Source organism: Neptunomonas antarctica, assembly GCF_001305295.1.
Lineage (GTDB): Bacteria > Pseudomonadota > Gammaproteobacteria > Pseudomonadales > Balneatricaceae > Neptunomonas > Neptunomonas antarctica.
Window position 1 is genome coordinate 108483 of the sequence record NZ_LJSI01000044.1, and the last position, 20322, is coordinate 128804.

A 20322-nucleotide genomic window follows, 5' to 3' on the forward strand; every position below is an offset into this window, starting at 1 on the left:
TTGAATGTTTAAAGGCTTCCTGCCTGCACCTATGTATCTCACAATAGCCTAGAATCAGGGAAGCGTAAATCGCTATGAAATTCTTTTACCTGCGGACTGGACTAATGGTTTAGCCAATTGTATGGATGAGCAGACATTTCCGGAGCGTTTTTCGCTCATCCGCTCAATCATAATGAGCGATAACCGCTCCGAACATGCTATTTAGGTTACCATTAATGCCTTATTTTATAGTCTCGCCGGTATGGCTCTTTTTTTGCATTAAGAGTTTGTTATTACGCGATAAAACAGACGAGTATGAGGTTAGCCTTATTGAACATTGATCGATCTTCAGTACGACATCTCGGGTCCCTGGAAAGTGAATGTGCTGGTGAAGAAGACGTGCCGCAGAATCCGGTCTCGAGCAAACGCCTGACCACAAAATACTTATGGCTGTCCCTTTTGGTCGCGCTGGTCCCTTTAGTCGGATTTGCCAGCCTTTATGATTCCTATTTTTCGCAGCTGGTCGCCCGCCTGACGGAAGAACAGCTCGCGACACGTATGGCCGCCACCCAAAACGAATTTCGCGTATTTTTACGAGAAAGAAAATTCGAACTGGAAGCGCTCGCTGACCAGTTTGATAATCCGGAGTTCTTTACCCGCAAAGGACGACAGGAAATTTCCTCAGAATTAGAGAGCCTGTTAAGACTTCAGGTCGATGCGAGAAGTGTTTACGGCGTTGTTTTCTATGATCGCCAGGGCAACATCGCCTGGACGTTTCCAAAAGAGAGAGGAACCGCCCCTTTTTCCGCTAATATTGCCAACTTCGAGGGTGCCGAATTAATAGGACCTACACCCTACTCCATCGAGCAACCCGCCTGGGTTATCCTTCGCCAATCTCTCTTGCCGCATGCCAATAAAGACCGGATAGGACTGATCATTCGGTTTAACTCCCTCACCGAAACGCTCCGCGGATTGGATCAAGGCAATATCTTCCGCGCTTTTCTTCGCGCCGGTGACGGCAACGCTTATGACGTCGTGGGACAGCCGGTCAGCATTACACAAACCTCAACTCAGCAGTCCGCTCTGCTGCCCAATTGGTCACTGCATGTTATACAAATACCCAATCTGGTAATGTCTTCTGTTGAACGCATGCGCTATTGGCTTATCGTGCTGATGGGGTGTACCGTTGCAGGCTTGTTGTGGCTGCATATGAGCATTTCCCAACGCTTGAATCGACAGGTCGAGTCGCTGATACAGAGTGTAGAGAAGGTGGCTCTCGGAGATCTGGACACACCTGTCACAGCCGTTCAGGGTATGGAGATAAATCGTCTGACCCACGCTATCGAACGTATGCGACTGCAGCTCAAAACTTTTATTCGTTCCACACTAAAGATCGAGCGCCAGGCGACGCTGGGGCAGTTGGCTGCCGGCTTAGCACACGAGATCCGTAACCCTCTCACCACCATACGAACGACCGTCGTAGCCTTGTCTCGCCGGGAATCAAACCCGGAACACAGGGAGATGATGGCCGTCATTGAGGAAGAAATAGACAGAGTCAACGATGTACTCGAACACCTGCTTAATTTTGCCCGCCCCAGAGAGCCCCATGCCAAACGAGTTGAGGCGCTGAGCTTACTCAACAGCATATCGATACTGGGAGGAGCATCCGCACGAAACCAGGGAATAGAGCTCACTACCCAAAGCCCTGAAGCATTACAACTCTGGGTCGATGAAGGCCACGTTCGGCAGATATTGATGAATTTGATTATCAATGCCTTACAGGCCATGTCCGTGCGCGGCAGCAGCATTTGTTTGCAGGCCATAAGACATGACAATGAGATTGAACTGTCGGTGACTGATGACGGCCAGGGTATGTCGGCGGCGATAAAGGCTCATATCATGGAGCCCTTCTACACAACCAAGCCTGCTGGTACAGGTCTGGGCCTGGCAACCTGCGGCACCTTAGTGAACAGCAATGGTGGCAGGATGAGCATCGACAGCGTCGAAAACGAAGGCACCACCGTCACTTTATTTTTTCCCATCGCACCACCCATCAAGAGTAACGCGTAATGGACAGTTCTATATCAGTTCTGGTGATCGATGATGAACGGAATCTGGTGCGCAGCATCAGTTTTTCACTCCGCGATGAAGGTATGGATGTTACAGGCGCTTATACCGGCGCAGAGGGGCTTGCACAGGCTAAGATCCTGAGCCCCGATGTCGTTTTGCTGGACCTTGGACTGCCGGATATCCCCGGGCTTGAAGTGCTGGTAAAGCTTAAAGCTCAGCAGCCAGACCTTCCGGTTATCATGATATCTGCACACGGGGATACTCGCACGGCGGTCAAGGCCGTCAAAATGGGAGCCATAGACTACATCACCAAACCCTTCGACCTGGATGAACTGGTGTTGCTGATTCGTCGCAGCACAGAGCACATGCGTACCCTGCGTGAAATCAAATTCCTGCGCGAGAAGAATAGCGGTACCGGCCCATTGGTCGGCAACAGCCACGAGATGGCCGCGCTTCGTGAAGCCATGGAACGGGTCGGTAACAGCTCTGGCAAAACAGTGTTGATCACCGGCCCCTCCGGAACCGGCAAAGCCCTCGTGGCGCGCGCCCTGCATGACATTCGTTTTACGGATGCACCCTTTATTGAAGTGAACTGTGCAACGCTGCCCGAACAACTGATTGAAGCTGAATTGTTTGGTGCAGAACGCGGTGCCTATACCGGCGCCAACCAGCGTCGGTCTGGCCTGATCGATCTTGCTAACGGCGGCACTCTGTTCCTCGACGAGATTGGCGAAGTCCCCATCAACCTCCAGGCAAAGCTGCTCAGCTTTTTAGAAAACCGGAGCTATCGACCGATAGGCGCGGGACGGGAACGGCAGGCGAATGTTTTTGTCGTGGCGGCCACCAACCGCACCTTAAAGGATGAAGTCGCCGAGGGGCGGTTTCGGGCCGACCTGTTTTACCGTTTAAATGTTCTGCCGGTGGAAATACCCGCGCTATCAAAACGCGACCAGGATGTAGAGCTGTTGACCGCCCACTTCATCGAAAAATCTGCCCGACAGGAAGGCTGTGAACCGATTCTGTTGAGCGAGGCCGTACAGGCGCTGCTAGCTGATTATGATTGGCCAGGTAATATCCGGGAATTGAAAAACCTGATCGAGCGGCTCACTATTCTTCACCCGGGCAAAACCATCAAGGCCGATATGCTCCCCACTGAATTCCGGCCACAAAATGCAAGCTTTCAGAACCTTGGAGGAGACTATCGCATCACCGTAGAAGATCACGAGCGACAGCTCATTCTAAACGCGCTCAAAGAAGCCGATTGGCGCAAAGGATTAGCGGCAGAAAAGTTAGGAATATCCCGTCATGCTCTGAAACGCAGGATACAGCGATTACACCTGGAGAATTGCGAATGATCTTTCGACTATTCTGGATATTGATGATTCTGGCTACGCCAATAGAAGCGGCGAAAGTTTCATTGGGAGCGTCTGAGGCAGAGGCTCAGACAGTGGTCGGCTGCCTGTTCCCCATGAGTGGAAGAGGCGGACTATACGGCCGCGATAGTGTAGTGGGAATTCAGCTGGCCTTTGAACACCTGGAACAGCAACAGCAAGCCTATCCGCCGATACGCGTTTTAGTCTCTGATAGCAGTTCTAAGGCGTCAAAAGCGGTACGTCAGGTGCGAGATTTCGTACGCAATGATAAGGTTCGCTTTATTTGTGGTGTGGTTAATTCTGCCGTCGCCCTGCAGGTTGCCCAAGTCGCTGAAGAGGAAAAAGTATTCTTTATCGGTACCGACCACGCCTCATCACGCTTAACCCAAGACGGACCTCTTCCCTATTATTTCAGGGTCAACAACAACAGCGCACAATCTATGCAGGCCGCTGCTCGCTACATCAAGGAAAAATTCGGGCAAGGCAACGCTCAGTCGCCGCTAAGTATTGCCTATATCGGCCCGGATTATGACTATGGCTACCAAGTATGGAAGGACCTGCGGCAAGGATTGAACCGCGCGCAGGTCAGCTACCAGATCGAAACCGTGCTCTGGCCAAAACTTTATGAGCCAGACTATTCTCCCTATCTGCGAGTGCTGGCTGAGAAGAAGGTGGATCTCGTTGTGAATGCACTTTGGGGGGGAGACCTTGTAGCCTTCATTCAGCAGGCTAATCAGACAACACTATTTCAACACACACGTTTCGCCAACTTCGACACGGGAGGCAACTACGAAGTACTCGCCGCCTTAGGTGAAGATATGCCTGCAGGACTTATTCTTTCCTCCCGTCACCATAATAACTGGCCAGAGACGGAGGAGAACCGCTGGTTTGTGGAGCGTTTTTTTGCAATCAGTGGACGCTATCCCTCATACGCGGCTGAAGGTGCTTATTCGGGTATTCTGGCCATCGCAGAAGTGCTACGCATAGCCGGCTCTGAGGCAGGTGACGCGACTATGCGCAAAGTCTTCTCGACATTACAGCTAAAACTACCGGAAGATCCGCACGGCTTTACCTCTTTCATGAACCCCGTCAATCATCAATTACAACAAGTCATCGCCATCGGCGAAACCATTCCTGACCAACGCTTCGCGCCGGCACGCATGATGCTGGGTCACTGGCGGATTTACCCGCCGGAGAGCCATGCGGCTAACGCGACAGAGTAAACTAAAACACCCCTCAAACCTCACACCTTAAACGCTCCTCAAAGACACCACAGACAGCCGCCTAACAGCGCACGAGCGCCAGGCGCTCGTGCGTCGCGAGCGCCCTGATCGGATTCCGATCAATAGAGCAAAACCACTTCTTGCTATAAAATAATAAACCAATAAAAACAATGACATAAATCGATATAGCTATTTGGCATAGCGGTTGCATTAGGTCTTGTATGTCGGGGGTACCCCGTCCATAAAAACTATAAGACGATGAGGCAATAAACGATGTTCAGATCCTTTGCTAAAAAATCTACGTTAACAGGATTGATCCTGGTATCGGCTGCGGCTCAACCAATACTGGCCGCCGATGATTACAAACTAGGCCTGGTCACCTTTCTTTCCGGCGGTGCAGCCGGCCCCTTCGGCATCCCTGCCCAAAACGCCGCCAAACTGGTATTGGAGACGCTGAACGCGGGGCAGCTTCCGGCTCCCTACAACACCACAGGCATTAACGGCCGTACCATCGTTCCGGTGTTTATGGACGAAGCAGGCGGTGCCACCAAGCAGGCTTCAGAATACCGTAATCTGGTCGAGCGCCAGGGTGTCGACGCTGTAGTCGGTTATATTTCTTCTGGTGACTGCCTGGCAGTGCCTGCGGTCGCCGAGCAACTGAAAACCCTGACGGTACTGTTCGATTGCGGTACACCACGGGTTTTCGAAGAAAACGACTTCAAATATGTGTTCCGCACGGGCCCCACCGCCACCATGGATAACGTCGCCGCCGCTCATTACATCAATGAAACCGTTGAGGGCCTTAAGAGTGTTTCGGGGATCAATCAGAACTACTCTTTCGGGCACGAATCCTGGGCTGACTTCAACGGTTCTCTGAATCAACTGAAAGCAGGCGTTGACGTCACTACCGAACAGTTCCCCAAGATCTATGCAGGCCAGTATGGCGCGGAAATCTCGGCGCTGATGGTCAATTCTGCTAATGTGATCCATTCCTCCTTCTGGGGCGGCGATATGGAAGCCTTCCTGCTGCAAGGGTCTGCCCGAGGACTGTTTGAAGATCAAACGGCACTCCTTACCACCGGTGAAAGCGCCATGTACCGTCTGTCCGACCAGATCCCCGAGGGAACCATTCTTGGTGGTCGAGGGCCCTTCGGCGTGTTCGCACCCGACACAGCGCTCAACCGCTGGTTCCGCGAGGCCTATACCTCTGAATTCGGCACCCCGCCGACTTATCCTGCCTACAAGATGGTACAGGGTATCCTCGGCCTGAAACTGGCAACAGAAAAAGCAGCACTAAACGTTAACGGTCAACCCAGCACCGAAGATGTAGTCTCCGCATTCGAATACCTGGAATATGAAGGTCCTGGCGGAAAAGTTTCCATGAACCGTGGTAAGGGTCATCAGGCCACCATGGAAATGGTTTACGGACGCTATGCGCTGCAGGATGGAAAACCGGCAGTAACCGATGTTCGTCATTATGCAGCCGCTTGCGTCACGCCTCCTGAAGGAATGACCTCGGTCAGCTGGATTGAGAAAGGGATGCCTGACGCCCAGTGCGACTAATCGACTCCTAAAAAGATCGGCGGTTAACAGCCGTCGATTTTCTCCCTTTATTCTCTTCTACCTATCCGGAGCGATATCCATGAAACTGGTAATTGCGATGCTGATGGACGGCATGATTTATGCTTCTTGGCTATTTTTAATCGCAGCAGGCCTTACTCTCATCTACGGTGTCATGCGAATTCTTAACATGGCACATGGCAGTTTCTACGCCATTGGTGCCTATGCCGGTGCATCCTTGGTCGGCTTCTATCTGGCAGGCGGCTACCCACCTTGGGGAGCCTATTTAGTACTACTGGGTGCCGCCATCTTTAGCGGTATTATCATCGGCCTCCTGGTCGAACGCGGCTTGCTGCGGTTCATGTACGGACGTGATGAAGTGGTGATGATACTGGTGACCTACGCCATCCTGCTGATCCTGGAAGATGTAATCAAACTGGCCTGGGGGGTTGATGCCTATTTTGCTTACCAACCCTACACACTGCTAGGACGCACCAAGCTAGTCGGACTTTCTTACGCCAACTATGACATTGCCTTGATCTTTATTTCGGCAAGCATCTGTTTTCTGCTCTGGTGGGGGCTCAACCGCACTCGCCAAGGGAAGCTGTTGCAAGCGGTTATTCATGACCGTGACACCGCCGCGTTCCTGGGGATCAATGTCACCCGCATGTTTACGGTGACCTTCGTTATCGGCGCTGTGCTGGGGACTTTCGCCGGCGCCCTGACCGCACCGGGTATTTCGGTGATGCCGGGTATCGGCATAGAGGTGATCATACTGGCCTTTGCCGTGGTAGTGATCGGTGGCCTGGGCAGCATTGGAGGGGCGTTGACGGGCGCACTGATCGTTGGTCTGGCACGCTCGGCCTCTGTTCATCTATACCCCGAAGCCGAACTTTTTGTTATCTACGGTGTGATGGCCGTCGTTCTGGCTTTCCGTCCACAGGGCCTGTTCGCCATCGCGACTGCGAGGAAAATATAATATGAAAATTGCAACGATACTGTTGATAGCCGCCGCCATCGCGGCACTGGCAGCAGGACTGGTGATGCCGGGCTGGCTGACATTTATGCTCACCCTGGCGTTGGCAAAAGGCCTGGTGGTACTTGGCTTACTGCTGTTAATGCGTGCCGGCCTGGTGTCTTTCGGTCAAGGCCTTTACTACTGCCTCGGTGCTTATTGTGTGGGCATTGCCGGTGACTACCTGCAAACCCAGAACGCTCTGCTACTGATGTTACTGGCCGTTGTCGCCTGTGTGGCATTAGCCGCGATCATCGGCCTGCTGCTCTGCCGCTATCGAGACATATTTTTTGCTATGTTCTCAATGGCGTTTTCGATGATTCTTTACGGCATATTAGTAAAGAGTACGGCGTTCGGCTCGACCGATGGCTTCAACGTGAAACCACCGCTGCTGTTTGGCTGGACACCAGGCGGCGAAAGCAGCCCCATGATGGCCTACGGATTAGCCGTGGTTGCTGTAACGGGTGTTGGGATCTTTGTCTGGAACTACCTGCGCTCGCCGATGGGATATGCCGGCGAGGCCATACGCGAAAACGAAATCCGGGTCGAATACTTAGGCGTCTCGGTGCGGAAGGTCATCTATATTAAGTACCTGTTGGCCGCCGCGATGGCCGGCTTAGGAGGGGCGATCACGGCACTGGCAGCAGGGCACATCGATCCTGAGATGGCCTACTGGACGACCTCAGGCGAGTTTGTCTTTATCGCCCTGATGGGCGGAACCGGCCATGCGGCAGGACCTGTGCTGGGCTCGATAATTTTTGAATTATTACGCACCTACGCCTTCCAGATCTCGCCCTATACCTGGCAGATGATTCTGGGTACCGCGTTGCTGGCGATCATTCTGTATCTGCCGAAGGGCGTATGGTCTCTCGTCGAACGCATTACCAAGAGGATCGCTGCATGACTAGCCTGATAGAAACACGCGCACTGGCCCGCAACTTCGGAGCGGTCACCGCCGCCGCCGACATCAATGTCACCATTAATGCCGGTGAAATAGTGGGCGTTATCGGTTCCAACGGTGCCGGTAAAACAACTTTTATCAACATGGTGACCGGCTACCTGCCACCCAGCAGCGGAGAGATCTTATTTAAAGGCAAAAGTATTCTGGGTAAAACCCCGCGTCAGGTCATGCGGGCGGGCATTTGTCGCTCGTTCCAGGTGGCACAGCTGTTTCCTGATCTAACGGTGCTGGATAACGTGCTGATCGCTTATGGCATGTTAAAAAAAGGCTCATTGTCGCTACTGCGACCGCTGGCCAACGCCCGCAGCATTCAGCAAGCCGAGACGCTACTGGAAGAATATGGCATCGCCGAGTACTTGCCGGAAATGGTCGTCACCCTGCCCCAGGGAGTTAGAAAACTGTTGGATATCGCGCTGGCCATGATAGGTAAGCCCGAGGTTCTACTGTTAGATGAACCCACCTCGGGTGTGGCGATCGACGACAAATTCGAACTAATGGATACGGTCATGCGAGCCGTACGCAGTTCCGGTTCAGCGGTGCTGTTCGTTGAGCACGATATGGAAGTAATCGCTCGCTATTCTACCCGTCTGCTGGCCTTCTACGATGGCCGCGTACTGGCGGACGGGCCAACAGCCGAGGTCATGAGCGACGAAAAAGTGAAGGAATTTGTCACCGGCCACCACCTGGAAATCAGCTCTCCGAAGGAGCCAGCCCATGCTTAAACTCTCAGCCATCAACGCCCATATCGCCGGCACACCTATCTTGCGCGACGTCGATCTTGAGATAAAACCCGGCGCACTGGTCGGACTCATCGGCCGCAATGGCGCCGGCAAAACGACCTTGATGCGTACCATCATGGGACTACTCAAGCCAGATTCAGGCAGCATCATCATTGAAGGCCGTGACATGACCGCGCTTGCCCCTCATTTTCGAGCCCAGGCAAAAGTCGGCTACATGCCAGAAGATCGGCAACTGGTGCCAACATTAACGGTGGAGGAGAACATATTGATACCCGCTTGGGCCAATAAGCTACCCGAAGCCGAGGCGCGTCTCGCCTGGGTATACGAACTGATGCCCGAGGTGGAAGCGTTCGCCGATCGAAAAGCGCTGCAGTTATCCGGAGGGCAACAAAAGCTAGTGGCACTGGCCCGTGCAATGATGAGCGGCAGCCGACTATTACTCTTGGATGAACCCTTCGAAGGCGTCGCACCCGCGCTGTCCCGACGCTTAGCCAGTGTGCTGCATACCTTAAAAACAGAGGGCTTATCTGTACTACTGTCCGAATCGGACTACAGCCACTCTGCTGACCTGGTTGACCAGGTCTACACCATCGAACGCGGTGCAGTATCGGCACCGAAAATAATCAGAGGAGACGTCGCATGAACGGTTTTGTCTTTAATTTCCCGAAACAATTGATTTGCAAAGCGGGCGCCATCGCCGAACTGGGCGATATCTGCCAGCGTATCGTCGGCAACCGCGTTCTGGTCGTGACTGACCAGGGGATCGTGAAAGCAGGTTTACTGCAACCGGCGCTGGACGCACTTGCATCGGCAGGTGTTGAATATTTTGTCTTCGACAAGGTCGAGGCAGACCCCGCCGAGTCGATCGTGCTGGCAGCTACCCAACAGGCCATCACCGAACGTGTCAACGGCGTTATAGGTTTGGGCGGCGGCTCCTCCATGGATGTGGCCAAATTGGTAGCGCTGCTGGCAACGGGAGAACAAACACTGGCAGAAATCTACGGCGTCAATCTGGTTCAAGGCCAGCGCTTACCATTGATTCAAATACCTACCACGGCCGGTACGGGCTCCGAGGTGACGACTGTCGCTATCATCACAGTGGGAGCAGAGGAGAAAAAGGGCGTGGTATCGGCGCAATTGATGCCCGACCTGGCGCTGCTAGATGCTGAGCTGACGCTGGGCTTACCCCCCATGGTAACCGCTACGACCGGGGTTGATGCCATGGTGCATGCCATTGAGGCCTTCACCTCCCTAAGCCCAAATCATAACCCCCTCTCCGATGCACTGGCCAAAGATGCATTGCTGCTACTGGGAGCCAACATCGAGCAGGCCGTACATAATGGCAGCAACCTCGCGGTTCGCGGCAATATGTTGCTCGGTTCCATGCTGGCAGGTCAGGCATTTGCCAACTCACCGGTGGCCGCCGTGCATGCACTGGCTTACCCTCTGGGCGGTATCTACCACCTATCCCACGGACTCACCAATGCGTTAGTTCTGCCTCACGTTATGCGCTTCAACCAAACCCATTGCGCCGACCAATACGCTACGCTGGCACCTCTGGTATTCCCGCCGTTGGCAAACATCGACGATCCTTCTGAGCGCAGCAACGCGTTTATCAACGCGCTGGACGCACTCAATAAAACCTTAGGAATGCAGCCGAGATTGAGGGATTACGACATCCCGGAATCGGCGCTGCCACGCCTCGCGAGCGAAGCCATGAAACAAACGCGTCTGTTGGTGAACAACCCTCGCGAGGTTACCGAAGCCGATGCGCTGGCGATCTACCAAGCCGCCTGGTAAGGAGAATAACGTGACTGAAACGAACCTAGGTAAAAATTCAATGAACGAACATTCAACGCAACAAAAGCCGGCATTCAAAAAGCGTTCAGATTACCCGCACTTCATTACCATTCCGACACGCTGGATGGATAACGATGTCTATGGCCACGTCAATAATGTGCAGTATTACAGCTACTTCGATACCGCCGTCAATCGCTACCTGATCGATCAGGGAGTACTGGACATTTATCACAGCGACGTGATCGGGTTGGTGGTTGAAACACAGTGCAACTATTTTCGCAGCATCGCCTTTCCTGAAGATATTATCGTTGGTGTGGCCGTTTCCAAGCTGGGTAATAGCTCGGTCCGTTATGAAATAGGGCTGTTCAAGGACGACGGCGAAGATGCCGCTGCCCACGGCCATTTCATCCATGTTTATGTCGATCGAACTAGCCAGCGACCGGTCGCCCTACCCACGGCACTGCGCGCTGCACTTGAACAGATCTCGGTCGGAGGATAAGCAATGCAACTAACCTGCAGCATAATAGCCAACAAGATAACCAACAAAAAATTGCTACAGACTCAGGCATTTATAGACGGTCAGTGGTGCGAGGCAAACAGCGGCCAGCGATTCACCGTCAGTAATCCGGCCAACGGTGCGCCGCTGGCGGAAGTGTCAGATTTAGGTACAGACGAAGTCTTACAGGCTATTAGCGCAGCAGAACGCGCGTGGCCAAATTGGCGAGCACATACAGGTAAAGAAAGAGGGGCCATATTGCGCCGCTGGTTCGAACTGATCCTGGCCGCCAAAGAAGATCTGGCAATCCTGATGACCGCAGAACAAGGAAAACCACTTAATGAGGCGCGTGGTGAGGTTCTGTATGGAGCATCGTTCGTCGAATGGTTCGCCGAAGAAGCTAAGCGACTGTACGGTGACATCATCCCGGCCCACGGTCGCGATAAACGTTTGATGGTGCTCAAACAACCGATAGGAGTGGCCGCGGCGATCACTCCGTGGAACTTCCCCATTGCGATGATTACCCGCAAGGTAGCGCCGGCGCTGGCGGCCGGTTGCCCTGTGGTCATCAAGCCCTCGGAACTAACGCCGCTATCGGCTCTGGCCTTAGCTAAACTGGCTCAAGAGGCTGGGTTCCCCGACGGCGTCTTCAACGTAGTAACCTCGACAAACGCTCCCGAAGTAGGCCGTATCCTGTGTGCAGATTCCAGAGTACGTAAGCTATCCTTCACCGGATCGACCCCTGTGGGCAAATTACTGGCGCAGCAATGTGCCGCTAATGTTAAAAAAGTCTCTTTAGAGCTGGGAGGCAATGCACCCTTTATCGTGTTTGACGACGCCGATCTGGATGCAGCAGTCGTCGGCGCGATGGTTTCAAAATTCCGCAACGCCGGACAGACCTGCGTCTGCACCAACCGTATTTTTGTCCAGGAAAATGTCTATGAGGCGTTCGCAGAGAAGTTTAGGGTCGCAGTAGAGGCGCTGAAAACCGGCAATGGTGCCGATGAAGGCGTCGAGATCGGCCCCTTGATCGATGAGCGGGCCTTAGCCAAGGTTGAAAGCCTTGTCGCTGATGCACTGGAAAATGGCGCCACACTGCTCACGGGAGGCAAGCGTTTCAGCGCCGTCAGCAACGGCTACCAGCCGACCGTACTCAGCAACGTCAACAACCAGATGCGTATTGCTCAGGAAGAGATATTTGGCCCCGTGGCCACCTTAATTCCCTTCCAATCGGAAAGCGAAGTCATCGCCATGGCCAACGACACCCCCTCAGGTTTAGCCGCCTATTTCTATGCCAGAGATATCGGCCGGGTGTGGCGGGTATCTGAAGCACTCGAATACGGCATGGTGGGCGTCAACGAAGGTATTATCTCGACAGAAGTAGCGCCCTTTGGCGGCATTAAAGAATCGGGTTTAGGTCGTGAAGGCTCAAAATATGGAATTGATGATTATGTAGAACTCAAGTACATCTGTCTTGGCCTAGGCTAGGCTATAGTATTTTTCTTTAGGCTTAACCTGTTTGATCTCCGGGGCTGTAGATGCCATATATCTACGATGTCCATATGACGGAGGTATTTTTCAGTAGGATAATGTAATTATCGTTTATACCTGCCGGATATCCCCCCCTGCTTTATTTGGCTGAGGGGGTATATCCCTGGGTATTACCAGACACTACATAAACAAAAAATTCCGCTATATGTGGCCAGCCAATTTTGATTAATGCACATGCCCCATGAGTCATGTGCAATGAAGCCCTTCTTGTCACAGCAAACGGCACACCTGGCTGGAATAAAACTGTAGGCCGATGATGAGTGCGTTATTCTGTCAGCTTTTTTTACAGCATTAACTTAAAATGATCCGAAAAACATTAAATAAAACTTCAATCAATTGTAATTAATCAATATTTTTATTCTGGTATGTTTTTTGCTTTTAATCAAATCAGTGTAACTTCCCTGCCAAAATCAATGAAAGTGATTAATAAGGAATACAAATGAATATAAAAATGCTGAAAGCAGCCGTAACTGGTTTGATTTTATCTACTAGTAGTTTTGCTAATGCTGGCTTGGTTGACTTAAACGCCTGGACAGCTACTTCTGGAGGAACCTGGAATGTCGATGGCAGCGGAACAAGTGTCCTACAAACTACAAATGGTGATCCAACATACTTTCTTAGTGATTCTAATTATATAAATACTAAGTTTGATGGTACTTTTGGAGTAGAAACTAGCGGTGACGACGACTTTATAGGTTTTGCTTTTGGTTATAGTAATAGTAATGATTTTTTACTTTTTGATTGGAAGCAAGGCAATCAAAGCCATACTGGGTATGCTCCATCTGGTTTTACACTGTCTAAAATTAGTGGCGCGAGTGTAAACTATTGGGATCATAGTGGTTCAGATATAGTGGTACTCGCATCTGACTATGTTGGAAATAACGGCTGGGCAGATAATACTGTTTACGATTTTAGTTTGGACTTTACAACTACTGGAATTAAAATTGACATTGATGGCGCAAATATTTTTGATGTGTCAGGGAGTTTTAATACAGGTAAATTTGGTTTTTATAACTATTCTCAATCGCAGGTTCGTTATACTGGATTCACTGAAGAAGTAAGTCCGTCAGCAATACCTGAACCATCAACGCTTGCTATTTTTGCATTAGGAATTATGGGCTTAGCAACACGTAGGTTTAAGAAAAAATCTTAATACAGACTCGGTAATATGTAATTCTATAAAACATCAATTGTAATAATTGGTGTTTTTTTTGTTTTTACTGATTGGTTAGTGTAAAAATTCAGACAGATACCACGGCAACCTTCCAGTTTTCGTTACCAACAGGCATAAACCTTTAGCATAGCTCAGCTTATAGTCTTTCTCTGCAGGCTTAACCTGTTTGATATCAGGGTCTTTGAGGCATATATCCACCCTATCCGTTTGGTGGAGGTACTTTTCAGGCGGTATAAGTACTTATCGTTTATTCTCCCCTAAGCTGCCCGGTTCCGAGGGCATCTTACTGGACGACACTGAACACAGTATAAATGCCCCCATATTTATTTTTGCTCTTTTTTATCCGGATGACGAAGAGGTAACGGATTAAGCAGACTGGCGTGTCCATCAGATGTGGAGCGATAATGTGTAGTGCGGAAAGATTTACATTAAGTAAATCAAACTGTTCTCTGTGTAAGTATTTTCCGTTTCTTTTTTACAGTTATTTTTGGTGTGTTGTTTTCCAGAGACTCCATTCCTGAGGTAAGTGTTTGATATGTATTTATGGCAATCATTGGTGATGCCTTGTCTTCCCGAGATGCTATCCGCTTGCTGTCTACATCTGTGTTTGACCGGCCAAATTCCATGCCTTCTCGGAGCAATTTTGCCTGTTCTATTGCATCAAACCCCTCTGACTGTTTAATTCGTATTGTTGATGGATCATTGAATGAACCCTCTTCTACGACAATCGTAAACCCAGAGTCATGGATCACATAATTAGATTTTTTTTCCCATTCCAACGTAAAAACCCTTCATTTATTTGATGCTTACATCTCAAAACATTGTACTTTGTTTGATCTTATTGCACACGATATGTGTGTTTGTATTCCGTCAGAATCCATCTCTGATGTCGTAAACTTCTGCCACTCAAGTGCCTGCATCACCGCCATCATCATGAGCAGCGGAATCACCTCCATCATCATGCGCAGCCAGTATGGCCGAACGAACCTCGTCTGCTTGCGATGCAAGTGAGGCTACTTGGGCATTACTAAGACTATACCCTGTAGCCAGAATAATATTAAGCGCTTCAATCGTGTCATCTGAGATAGTCGTATTCTTATCGGCAGCTTTACCCAAGTAATTGGCGGCAACCTGTAATTGTTCTTCGCTCAAATCTTCTGATTTTACTAACTCTCGATACAGTGCCAAATTAGCTAACGGGGAATGAACATCGGCGGCAGGGTTATTAGTGAGTTCAGCCTGTGCTTCAGCCAAAGCCCTATCCAAAACAAAACCAGGCGCACGGCTAACATTTAAACGCCCTAGCTCAACATGAGGAATACCACCTCCGGCCCAAACAGGACGCCCACTACGACCATGGCCTTTCAATACATCGTTACTCACGGCATCCGACGGACTTCGATTCGATTTTTTACCTTTTTCCCCGCCTTTACTACCCTCGTGGCTGTCATCGTCATGATCTATGCTGTCATGACCACCACCTTTTTTGCCACTCGCGCTACCACCTGAATGACTACTGCTGTGTCCTTCTTCTGCATGTGCCTGTTGCCAAAACACTTTCATGTTCGTTACATCGATCTGAACAGGTCCCAGTATCAATGCCGTCATCGATATAACCGTCAGGCTTACATTACGAATACTGATAAAATTAACCATAACAGACTCCAGTTCTTTACATCATAAACACCATTTGCTGAAAAACCGCCCAATAGCGATGGCTATTGGGCAGTTAACGAATCAGTAACTACTGATCCAGTGCGTTATCATGAACAAACTCAAGTACCTGAACTGCATCATCAGCCGCTTGTGTGAACACATCAATGCCTCCGTCCACATTAACCTTGATAGAGTTATCTTCAACATCGGTAAAAGTGACAGACTCAAGTATATTTACGTAAGTAGGTACATACACACCTGTTTCTTCGTTCTCAACCAACACCCATACAGAAACATCACCGTACATGTCAGTTCTGTCATAAGTATAATCTGTGACATAAGTGGCCAACTCATCTGCTACACCAATAAACCCACTGATTCCTGCAATTTCATCGATCGTCAGTGCACCTGTTTTATCTGATGCGGCTGCCAGTGCAGAAGCGGCTAAATCCAGACGTATACTTTCAGGTACTTCAAAAGTGTAAGTCGTATCAGCACCATCCTTACTGGCACTAGCACTGAGCGTGATAACACCGTCAACAGCAGCCGTAACCAATAGAGCTTCATATAAGGCTAAGTTTTCCAGTGGTGAGTCGATAGTGGAACCATCTATCACTAAACGACCTGATGGATCTAAGGTAACTGTCTCACCAAAAACCCCATCATCCAGCTTTGATAATGCTTCAACCAAAGAGTGCTCTAACACTGAACTCGGTGCACGTGCGATGTTCAAACGACCAAACTCTACTGCCTGTACATCAGCTCCTACTGGAACTTCACCATCGACAAGTGCAATCGGTTCACCTGTAGACGAAACAGCAAACGTCAAACCGTCTTCCTCATACAAAGTACCGTCATCATTGCGCAACATCACAACAATATCACCATAATCTCCCCCTTTTTTGGTAGAGCCACCTGCGTTACCACCGCCTGGCTTACCCTCTTTTCCGGGAGTACCCGCCCATGCTGGACGGTCTGAATCTTCTTCACCATCATCACTTAATATATCGGTGATAGACTTTTTACCTTGGCGCGATCCTTGACCTGCTTTGCCTTTATCACCGCTACCTTTAGCACCTTTTTCACCCTGACCTTTGTGTCCAGTAGACTGCTCAGAAGCAGCCGATGCATCGGTAACAAAAAAACCAGCTTGCGCAATCCCTGTACTCATCATTAAAGGAGAGGCTGTCAGAGCTAACGAAGCAGCGGTTAAAACGACCATTTTTTTGAGTGTGAATTGCTTTTTCATGATGTACCCCTTGTTGGAAAAAATAACATAATTTCTTTATATTAGAAATTACTACTTTAACTAGGGTAAAGACATGATATAAAAGAGTTTTTAACCTCAATTTTATCTTAAAAAATTTAATATCGCCGATACTTTGTGTAAAAAAAAGGACTCTTACCAGAGCCCTTTCTCAACCAGATTATTATTTTTGACGCATCGCTTAAAAGGTCACACTAACACCCAGACGAAACAGTGTTTCATCATTTTTGAAACTCATTGCATCAGGCTGACTATGCTCTGTAACGAAGCTATATTCACCGTAGTTTGTATGAGTGTAATCAAAGCGCATTGAGACATGATCGGTCACAGGCACTTCGGCACCCACACCTAGACGGCTTCCCCAGACATTATCATCTCGTTCCACCTTGTTATCCAGACTACTGCCTTTATTCCAATCCGTATTAAACTTAGTCTTCACTTTTCCACCACGCACATACAACAGTGAGCCATTATCCAGCACGTAGCCCAATCGAACTCCAACACCATAGCTTCCTTTTTTCTCTACAGAAAAATCACGCCCACCCGGTTCACGCACATGTGTCCAGTCAGTTTCGCTGCTATCAGCCTCCGCCTCGACGGCAAAATACCATTTATTATGCGTCGCACCATAACCAACAAACCCACCTAAACTGAGGTCCGATATGGCAGCGAAATCACCCTGAAAACTTGAGGTAACACCATTATCCTGATGAATGCCCTGGGTAGCACTACCAAGAGAACCGTGACCCACCTGAACACCGGCATAAATACCATCACGATCTACTTTGACCTTCTTTGCAGACTCATATTGCTTATCGAAATACCAACCAAGCCCTACCTTAAAAAGGGCTTCGTCATTATTATAAACAGCGCTCGTTGGGCTGCCCGTATTGTCCAGATAATCAACGTTATAGCTATCGTAACCAGTCACGGAGTAATCAAGACGCACAAACAGATGGTCATTCGCAGGAATATCTACCCCGACCCCATATCGGGCACCGGTTTGCCTGTTTTTGTCATCATAGCCAGTCGCTTGATTATTAACTTTATTGACAGTATCAAACTCCGTACTCACTCGCCCTAGCCGAGCATACATAAGAGAACCACTGGGTAGGACATAACCCAGACGAGCGGCTCCCGCATAACTGGTATCCTTACTAACACTGATAGTTTGTGCATCGTCTTTTGACTTACTGTGATTAATATCAGTACCGCTATCTCCATATTCCCCCTCCAGGCCAACATACCACTGCTTATAGCGCCAGCCATAACCAAAGAACAAGTCATAGCTGCTACCCATATCGCCATATTCTCCTATATCTACTCCTTGATCTCGGGCTCCCACAACTTCGGAGGTAGCCGCGCCATAGCCATACTCAGCGCCCAAATAGCCACCACTCCAGCGTACGGCTGCAAACTCAGGTGTAACGATGCTTAACGGAGGCCGTGAACTATCACGCACGGGATAAAGCAGCGCACCCAGCGTAAAAAATATCTCGTTACTATAGTAGTCATCATAGTCCTGAATATTTGCCTGATTCGCACTATCACCCATCGAGTCGCCCAGGCGGGTCTCTGAAGAGTCACGCCCCTTTATACGATAACGGGTATCAAGATAAATACTGTTAGTAATGTAGTGACGGTACGACAGGCCCGCATCAAAAATGCTGCTGTCACGCGAAGTCCCCTGATACTCTTCAGACCCCACCGTTACATCAGCCGTTACGACACCATTTCGGCTGATGTGATGTTTGATATTAGCGCCTGCAGTAGTGAGTAAGTTACCCGATGCTCCCGCAAGCGTTGTTTCTTCCAGAGTGCGCTTAACATACGCATTAAATTGAGTGTAAGGAGACAGTTGCCATTTAAGGTTGCCGCCCAGATCCAGCTCATCGACATTTGAAAAACGACTGTCATCATAATCCTGACGAATATATCCGATATGAGCTTCGCCACTGACCGTATTACTTAAACGGCCTTCCGCTCCCAGACTAAAACGATAACCGTCAGAATCCCGCGAATATCCATTATCATCAAGCTCGCTATCATAATCGCGTTTATCGATAACTACCTGCAAGAAAGGCTGAAAACGCGGGCTGACTTTATAACTCAACCGCCCTCCCAGACCAACGAGATCCCGATCACGATCATCATTACTGAGAGCACTCCCGCCCACATTATCAAAGTCTAATTTTTCAAAAGTGCTCCCCAGACGAAACGAATAATTATCCCATTGATGCGAAACACCTGCATGTGCCTGTAATGAGGTATACGTCGTTGGCGCATCCCCAAACAGATCATCCAGGCTGCCTCGCTCTTCATGCTCTTCACTCAGCCCTAAACCCGCAAAGATATTTGTTTGTGGGTTAATGTCATAACGCCCTTCGGTCGTTATCCAATAATCATCATAGTTTTCAGTGTCGTATTTATTATAACGGCCACTTTCAAACCCGGCACTGGCGTTCAACTTATGTTGCTGCCAGTCAGAGTCAAGACTAAAACTACCCGCAAGACCATGAATCTGATCACTTTTTTCATCGTTATGCTCAGCAAAAATATTATCTTCATGACCTAAGAATAATGTTAATTGGGGTTGCGCGACAAAGCTTCCAATACGGTGTTCCTGCAACGCGGCATCATCATCCTGCGGCTCTTCAGAGGCCATAGCTGGCGTTTCATCGGGTGTCAGTTGATTGATTTGTTCAGCAGCATAGACAGCTGTAGACAAAAAAACGGTTGTCACAGGAACGGTTAAAAAGATGGTCTTTGCTATCGCTGAGGCAAGCGTTAACTTTTGATTCATTTTAATTTACCACCGTTTTAAAGGTAAGATCGGTGGTATCCAAAAAACTCTCAGAACCTGCATTATCAAAAATAATTTTCAGATGAAAATCTACGTCCGAAAGTAGTGCATCAAATATCATCTGAGTTTTAAATATGACTTTATATTTCATGAGGCATGATCTCGTAACAGGCAAACATTGAGTGTCTATATGATTGATTTTACGATGATAAAAAAAAATCCACCATCAAACACCCTGCTCAAAAACTCCTCTGCTCACTCAAAAAAATTGATATAAAGCCGGCCAATATTACAAAGAATTTAATGAAGAATTGATGGTTGACCACTACACATATGTGTTAATGGTTATTCGAATTCTTTAATAATCTCAGCTGTTAAGTCTAATAAAATAATTTCCGAAAACTGCCGTAGTACTTTTTAGCTGTGCTTATAAATTATATTTTTTATATCCTCGTCAGAATATAAATAGAGGAGCGTTTCGGATGTCCTGACATGGCAATATCACGTCAGGACATCCGGATTGTCAGTCAAGTGAAGACTGGGGATGGCTCAATTAGATGAGTACCCGCCTGAATACCTTGTTCGCGACGACTTTGTCCACACTCTCTATTCTGGTAGTTTCTTCAGGCCTGCAGCCAAGTCAATTGGCATAGG

The 20322-nt window shown here is 49.3% G+C and carries 16 protein-coding genes; 12 read left to right on the forward strand and 4 right to left on the reverse strand.

The window, feature by feature from the left end:
- Window positions 1-309 precede the first annotated feature (309 nt).
- The 12 genes from Nant_RS11435 to Nant_RS11490 all read left to right on the forward strand — a co-directional run bounded on the left by Nant_RS11435 (window position 310) and on the right by Nant_RS11490 (window position 13921).
- Window positions 310-2049 carry a HAMP domain-containing sensor histidine kinase gene (locus Nant_RS11435; protein WP_162224941.1) on the forward strand — a complete coding sequence of 580 codons (1740 nt, stop codon included), beginning with the start codon at window positions 310-312 and terminating at the stop codon, window positions 2047-2049.
- Complete coding sequence (locus tag Nant_RS11440; RefSeq protein WP_054341781.1) at window positions 2049-3404, forward strand: sigma-54-dependent transcriptional regulator; 1356 nt, start codon at window positions 2049-2051, stop codon at window positions 3402-3404. The genes Nant_RS11435 and Nant_RS11440 overlap by 1 nt, the downstream gene beginning before the upstream one ends.
- A complete protein-coding gene (locus Nant_RS11445; RefSeq protein ID WP_054341782.1) occupies window positions 3401-4645 on the forward strand; it encodes an ABC transporter substrate-binding protein in 1245 nt (414 codons plus the stop codon). The genes Nant_RS11440 and Nant_RS11445 overlap by 4 nt, the downstream gene beginning before the upstream one ends.
- A gap of 273 nt (window positions 4646-4918) precedes the next feature.
- Window positions 4919-6208 (forward strand): ABC transporter substrate-binding protein, encoded by a 1290-nt coding sequence (locus Nant_RS11450; protein WP_054341783.1) that lies wholly within the window; start codon window positions 4919-4921, stop codon window positions 6206-6208.
- A gap of 79 nt (window positions 6209-6287) precedes the next feature.
- Entirely contained in the window at window positions 6288-7184 is an 897-nt protein-coding gene (locus Nant_RS11455; protein WP_054341784.1) for a branched-chain amino acid ABC transporter permease, read from the forward strand.
- A 1-nt stretch (window position 7185) separates the two neighbouring features.
- On the forward strand, window positions 7186-8124 hold the full coding sequence (locus tag Nant_RS11460) for a branched-chain amino acid ABC transporter permease (RefSeq protein WP_054341785.1): 939 nt from the start codon (window positions 7186-7188) through the stop codon (window positions 8122-8124).
- Window positions 8121-8903: an ABC transporter ATP-binding protein gene (locus Nant_RS11465; protein WP_054341786.1), complete on the forward strand. Its 783-nt coding sequence runs from the start codon at window positions 8121-8123 to the stop codon at window positions 8901-8903. The genes Nant_RS11460 and Nant_RS11465 overlap by 4 nt, the downstream gene beginning before the upstream one ends.
- Window positions 8896-9564, forward strand: a complete 669-nt coding sequence (locus tag Nant_RS11470; RefSeq protein WP_054341787.1) for an ABC transporter ATP-binding protein — start codon at window positions 8896-8898, stop codon at window positions 9562-9564. The genes Nant_RS11465 and Nant_RS11470 overlap by 8 nt, the downstream gene beginning before the upstream one ends.
- Window positions 9561-10721 carry an iron-containing alcohol dehydrogenase gene (locus Nant_RS11475; RefSeq protein ID WP_054341788.1) on the forward strand — a complete coding sequence of 387 codons (1161 nt, stop codon included), beginning with the start codon at window positions 9561-9563 and terminating at the stop codon, window positions 10719-10721. The genes Nant_RS11470 and Nant_RS11475 overlap by 4 nt, the downstream gene beginning before the upstream one ends.
- A gap of 10 nt (window positions 10722-10731) precedes the next feature.
- Window positions 10732-11220 carry an acyl-CoA thioesterase gene (locus tag Nant_RS11480; protein WP_238377130.1) on the forward strand — a complete coding sequence of 163 codons (489 nt, stop codon included), beginning with the start codon at window positions 10732-10734 and terminating at the stop codon, window positions 11218-11220.
- 3 nt (window positions 11221-11223) lie between these two features.
- Window positions 11224-12705, forward strand: a complete 1482-nt coding sequence (locus Nant_RS11485; protein ID WP_054341789.1) for an NAD-dependent succinate-semialdehyde dehydrogenase — start codon at window positions 11224-11226, stop codon at window positions 12703-12705.
- A 502-nt stretch (window positions 12706-13207) separates the two neighbouring features.
- Window positions 13208-13921: a PEP-CTERM sorting domain-containing protein gene (locus Nant_RS11490; RefSeq protein WP_054341790.1), complete on the forward strand. Its 714-nt coding sequence runs from the start codon at window positions 13208-13210 to the stop codon at window positions 13919-13921.
- Window positions 13922-14379: 458 nt separating this feature from the next.
- Here Nant_RS11490 and Nant_RS11495 read toward each other — a convergent pair whose 3' ends face one another.
- The 4 genes from Nant_RS11495 to Nant_RS11510 all read right to left on the reverse strand — a co-directional run bounded on the left by Nant_RS11495 (window position 14380) and on the right by Nant_RS11510 (window position 19668).
- Complete coding sequence (locus tag Nant_RS11495; protein ID WP_054341791.1) at window positions 14380-14721, reverse strand: hypothetical protein; 342 nt, start codon at window positions 14719-14721, stop codon at window positions 14380-14382.
- Between the two features lie 127 nt (window positions 14722-14848).
- Window positions 14849-15598 (reverse strand): hypothetical protein, encoded by a 750-nt coding sequence (locus Nant_RS11500; protein WP_054341792.1) that lies wholly within the window; start codon window positions 15596-15598, stop codon window positions 14849-14851.
- Between the two features lie 88 nt (window positions 15599-15686).
- Window positions 15687-16847, reverse strand: coding sequence for a hypothetical protein (locus Nant_RS11505; RefSeq protein ID WP_054341793.1), 1161 nt, complete (start codon window positions 16845-16847; stop codon window positions 15687-15689).
- Window positions 16848-17046: 199 nt separating this feature from the next.
- On the reverse strand, window positions 17047-19668 hold the full coding sequence (locus tag Nant_RS11510; RefSeq protein ID WP_054341794.1) for an outer membrane beta-barrel protein: 2622 nt from the start codon (window positions 19666-19668) through the stop codon (window positions 17047-17049).
- Window positions 19669-20322: the final 654 nt, after the last annotated feature.

Bases quoted from the DNA above. Each gene is read 5' to 3' on its own strand.
- Nant_RS11505 (WP_054341793.1), bottom strand. From the start codon at position 16,847: ATGAAAAAGCAATTCACACTCAAAAAAATGGTCGTTTTAACCGCTGCT.
- Nant_RS11460 (WP_054341785.1), top strand. From the start codon at position 7,186: ATGAAAATTGCAACGATACTGTTGATAGCCGCCGCCATCGCGGCACTG.
- Nant_RS11490 (WP_054341790.1), top strand. From the start codon at position 13,208: ATGAATATAAAAATGCTGAAAGCAGCCGTAACTGGTTTGATTTTATCT.
- Nant_RS11510 (WP_054341794.1), bottom strand. From the start codon at position 19,668: ATGAATCAAAAGTTAACGCTTGCCTCAGCGATAGCAAAGACCATCTTT.
- Nant_RS11500 (WP_054341792.1), bottom strand. From the start codon at position 15,598: ATGGTTAATTTTATCAGTATTCGTAATGTAAGCCTGACGGTTATATCG.
- Nant_RS11450 (WP_054341783.1), top strand. From the start codon at position 4,919: ATGTTCAGATCCTTTGCTAAAAAATCTACGTTAACAGGATTGATCCTG.
- Nant_RS11455 (WP_054341784.1), top strand. From the start codon at position 6,288: ATGAAACTGGTAATTGCGATGCTGATGGACGGCATGATTTATGCTTCT.
- Nant_RS11470 (WP_054341787.1), top strand. From the start codon at position 8,896: ATGCTTAAACTCTCAGCCATCAACGCCCATATCGCCGGCACACCTATC.
- Nant_RS11475 (WP_054341788.1), top strand. From the start codon at position 9,561: ATGAACGGTTTTGTCTTTAATTTCCCGAAACAATTGATTTGCAAAGCG.
- Nant_RS11440 (WP_054341781.1), top strand. From the start codon at position 2,049: ATGGACAGTTCTATATCAGTTCTGGTGATCGATGATGAACGGAATCTG.
- Nant_RS11445 (WP_054341782.1), top strand. From the start codon at position 3,401: ATGATCTTTCGACTATTCTGGATATTGATGATTCTGGCTACGCCAATA.
- Nant_RS11465 (WP_054341786.1), top strand. From the start codon at position 8,121: ATGACTAGCCTGATAGAAACACGCGCACTGGCCCGCAACTTCGGAGCG.
- Nant_RS11485 (WP_054341789.1), top strand. From the start codon at position 11,224: ATGCAACTAACCTGCAGCATAATAGCCAACAAGATAACCAACAAAAAA.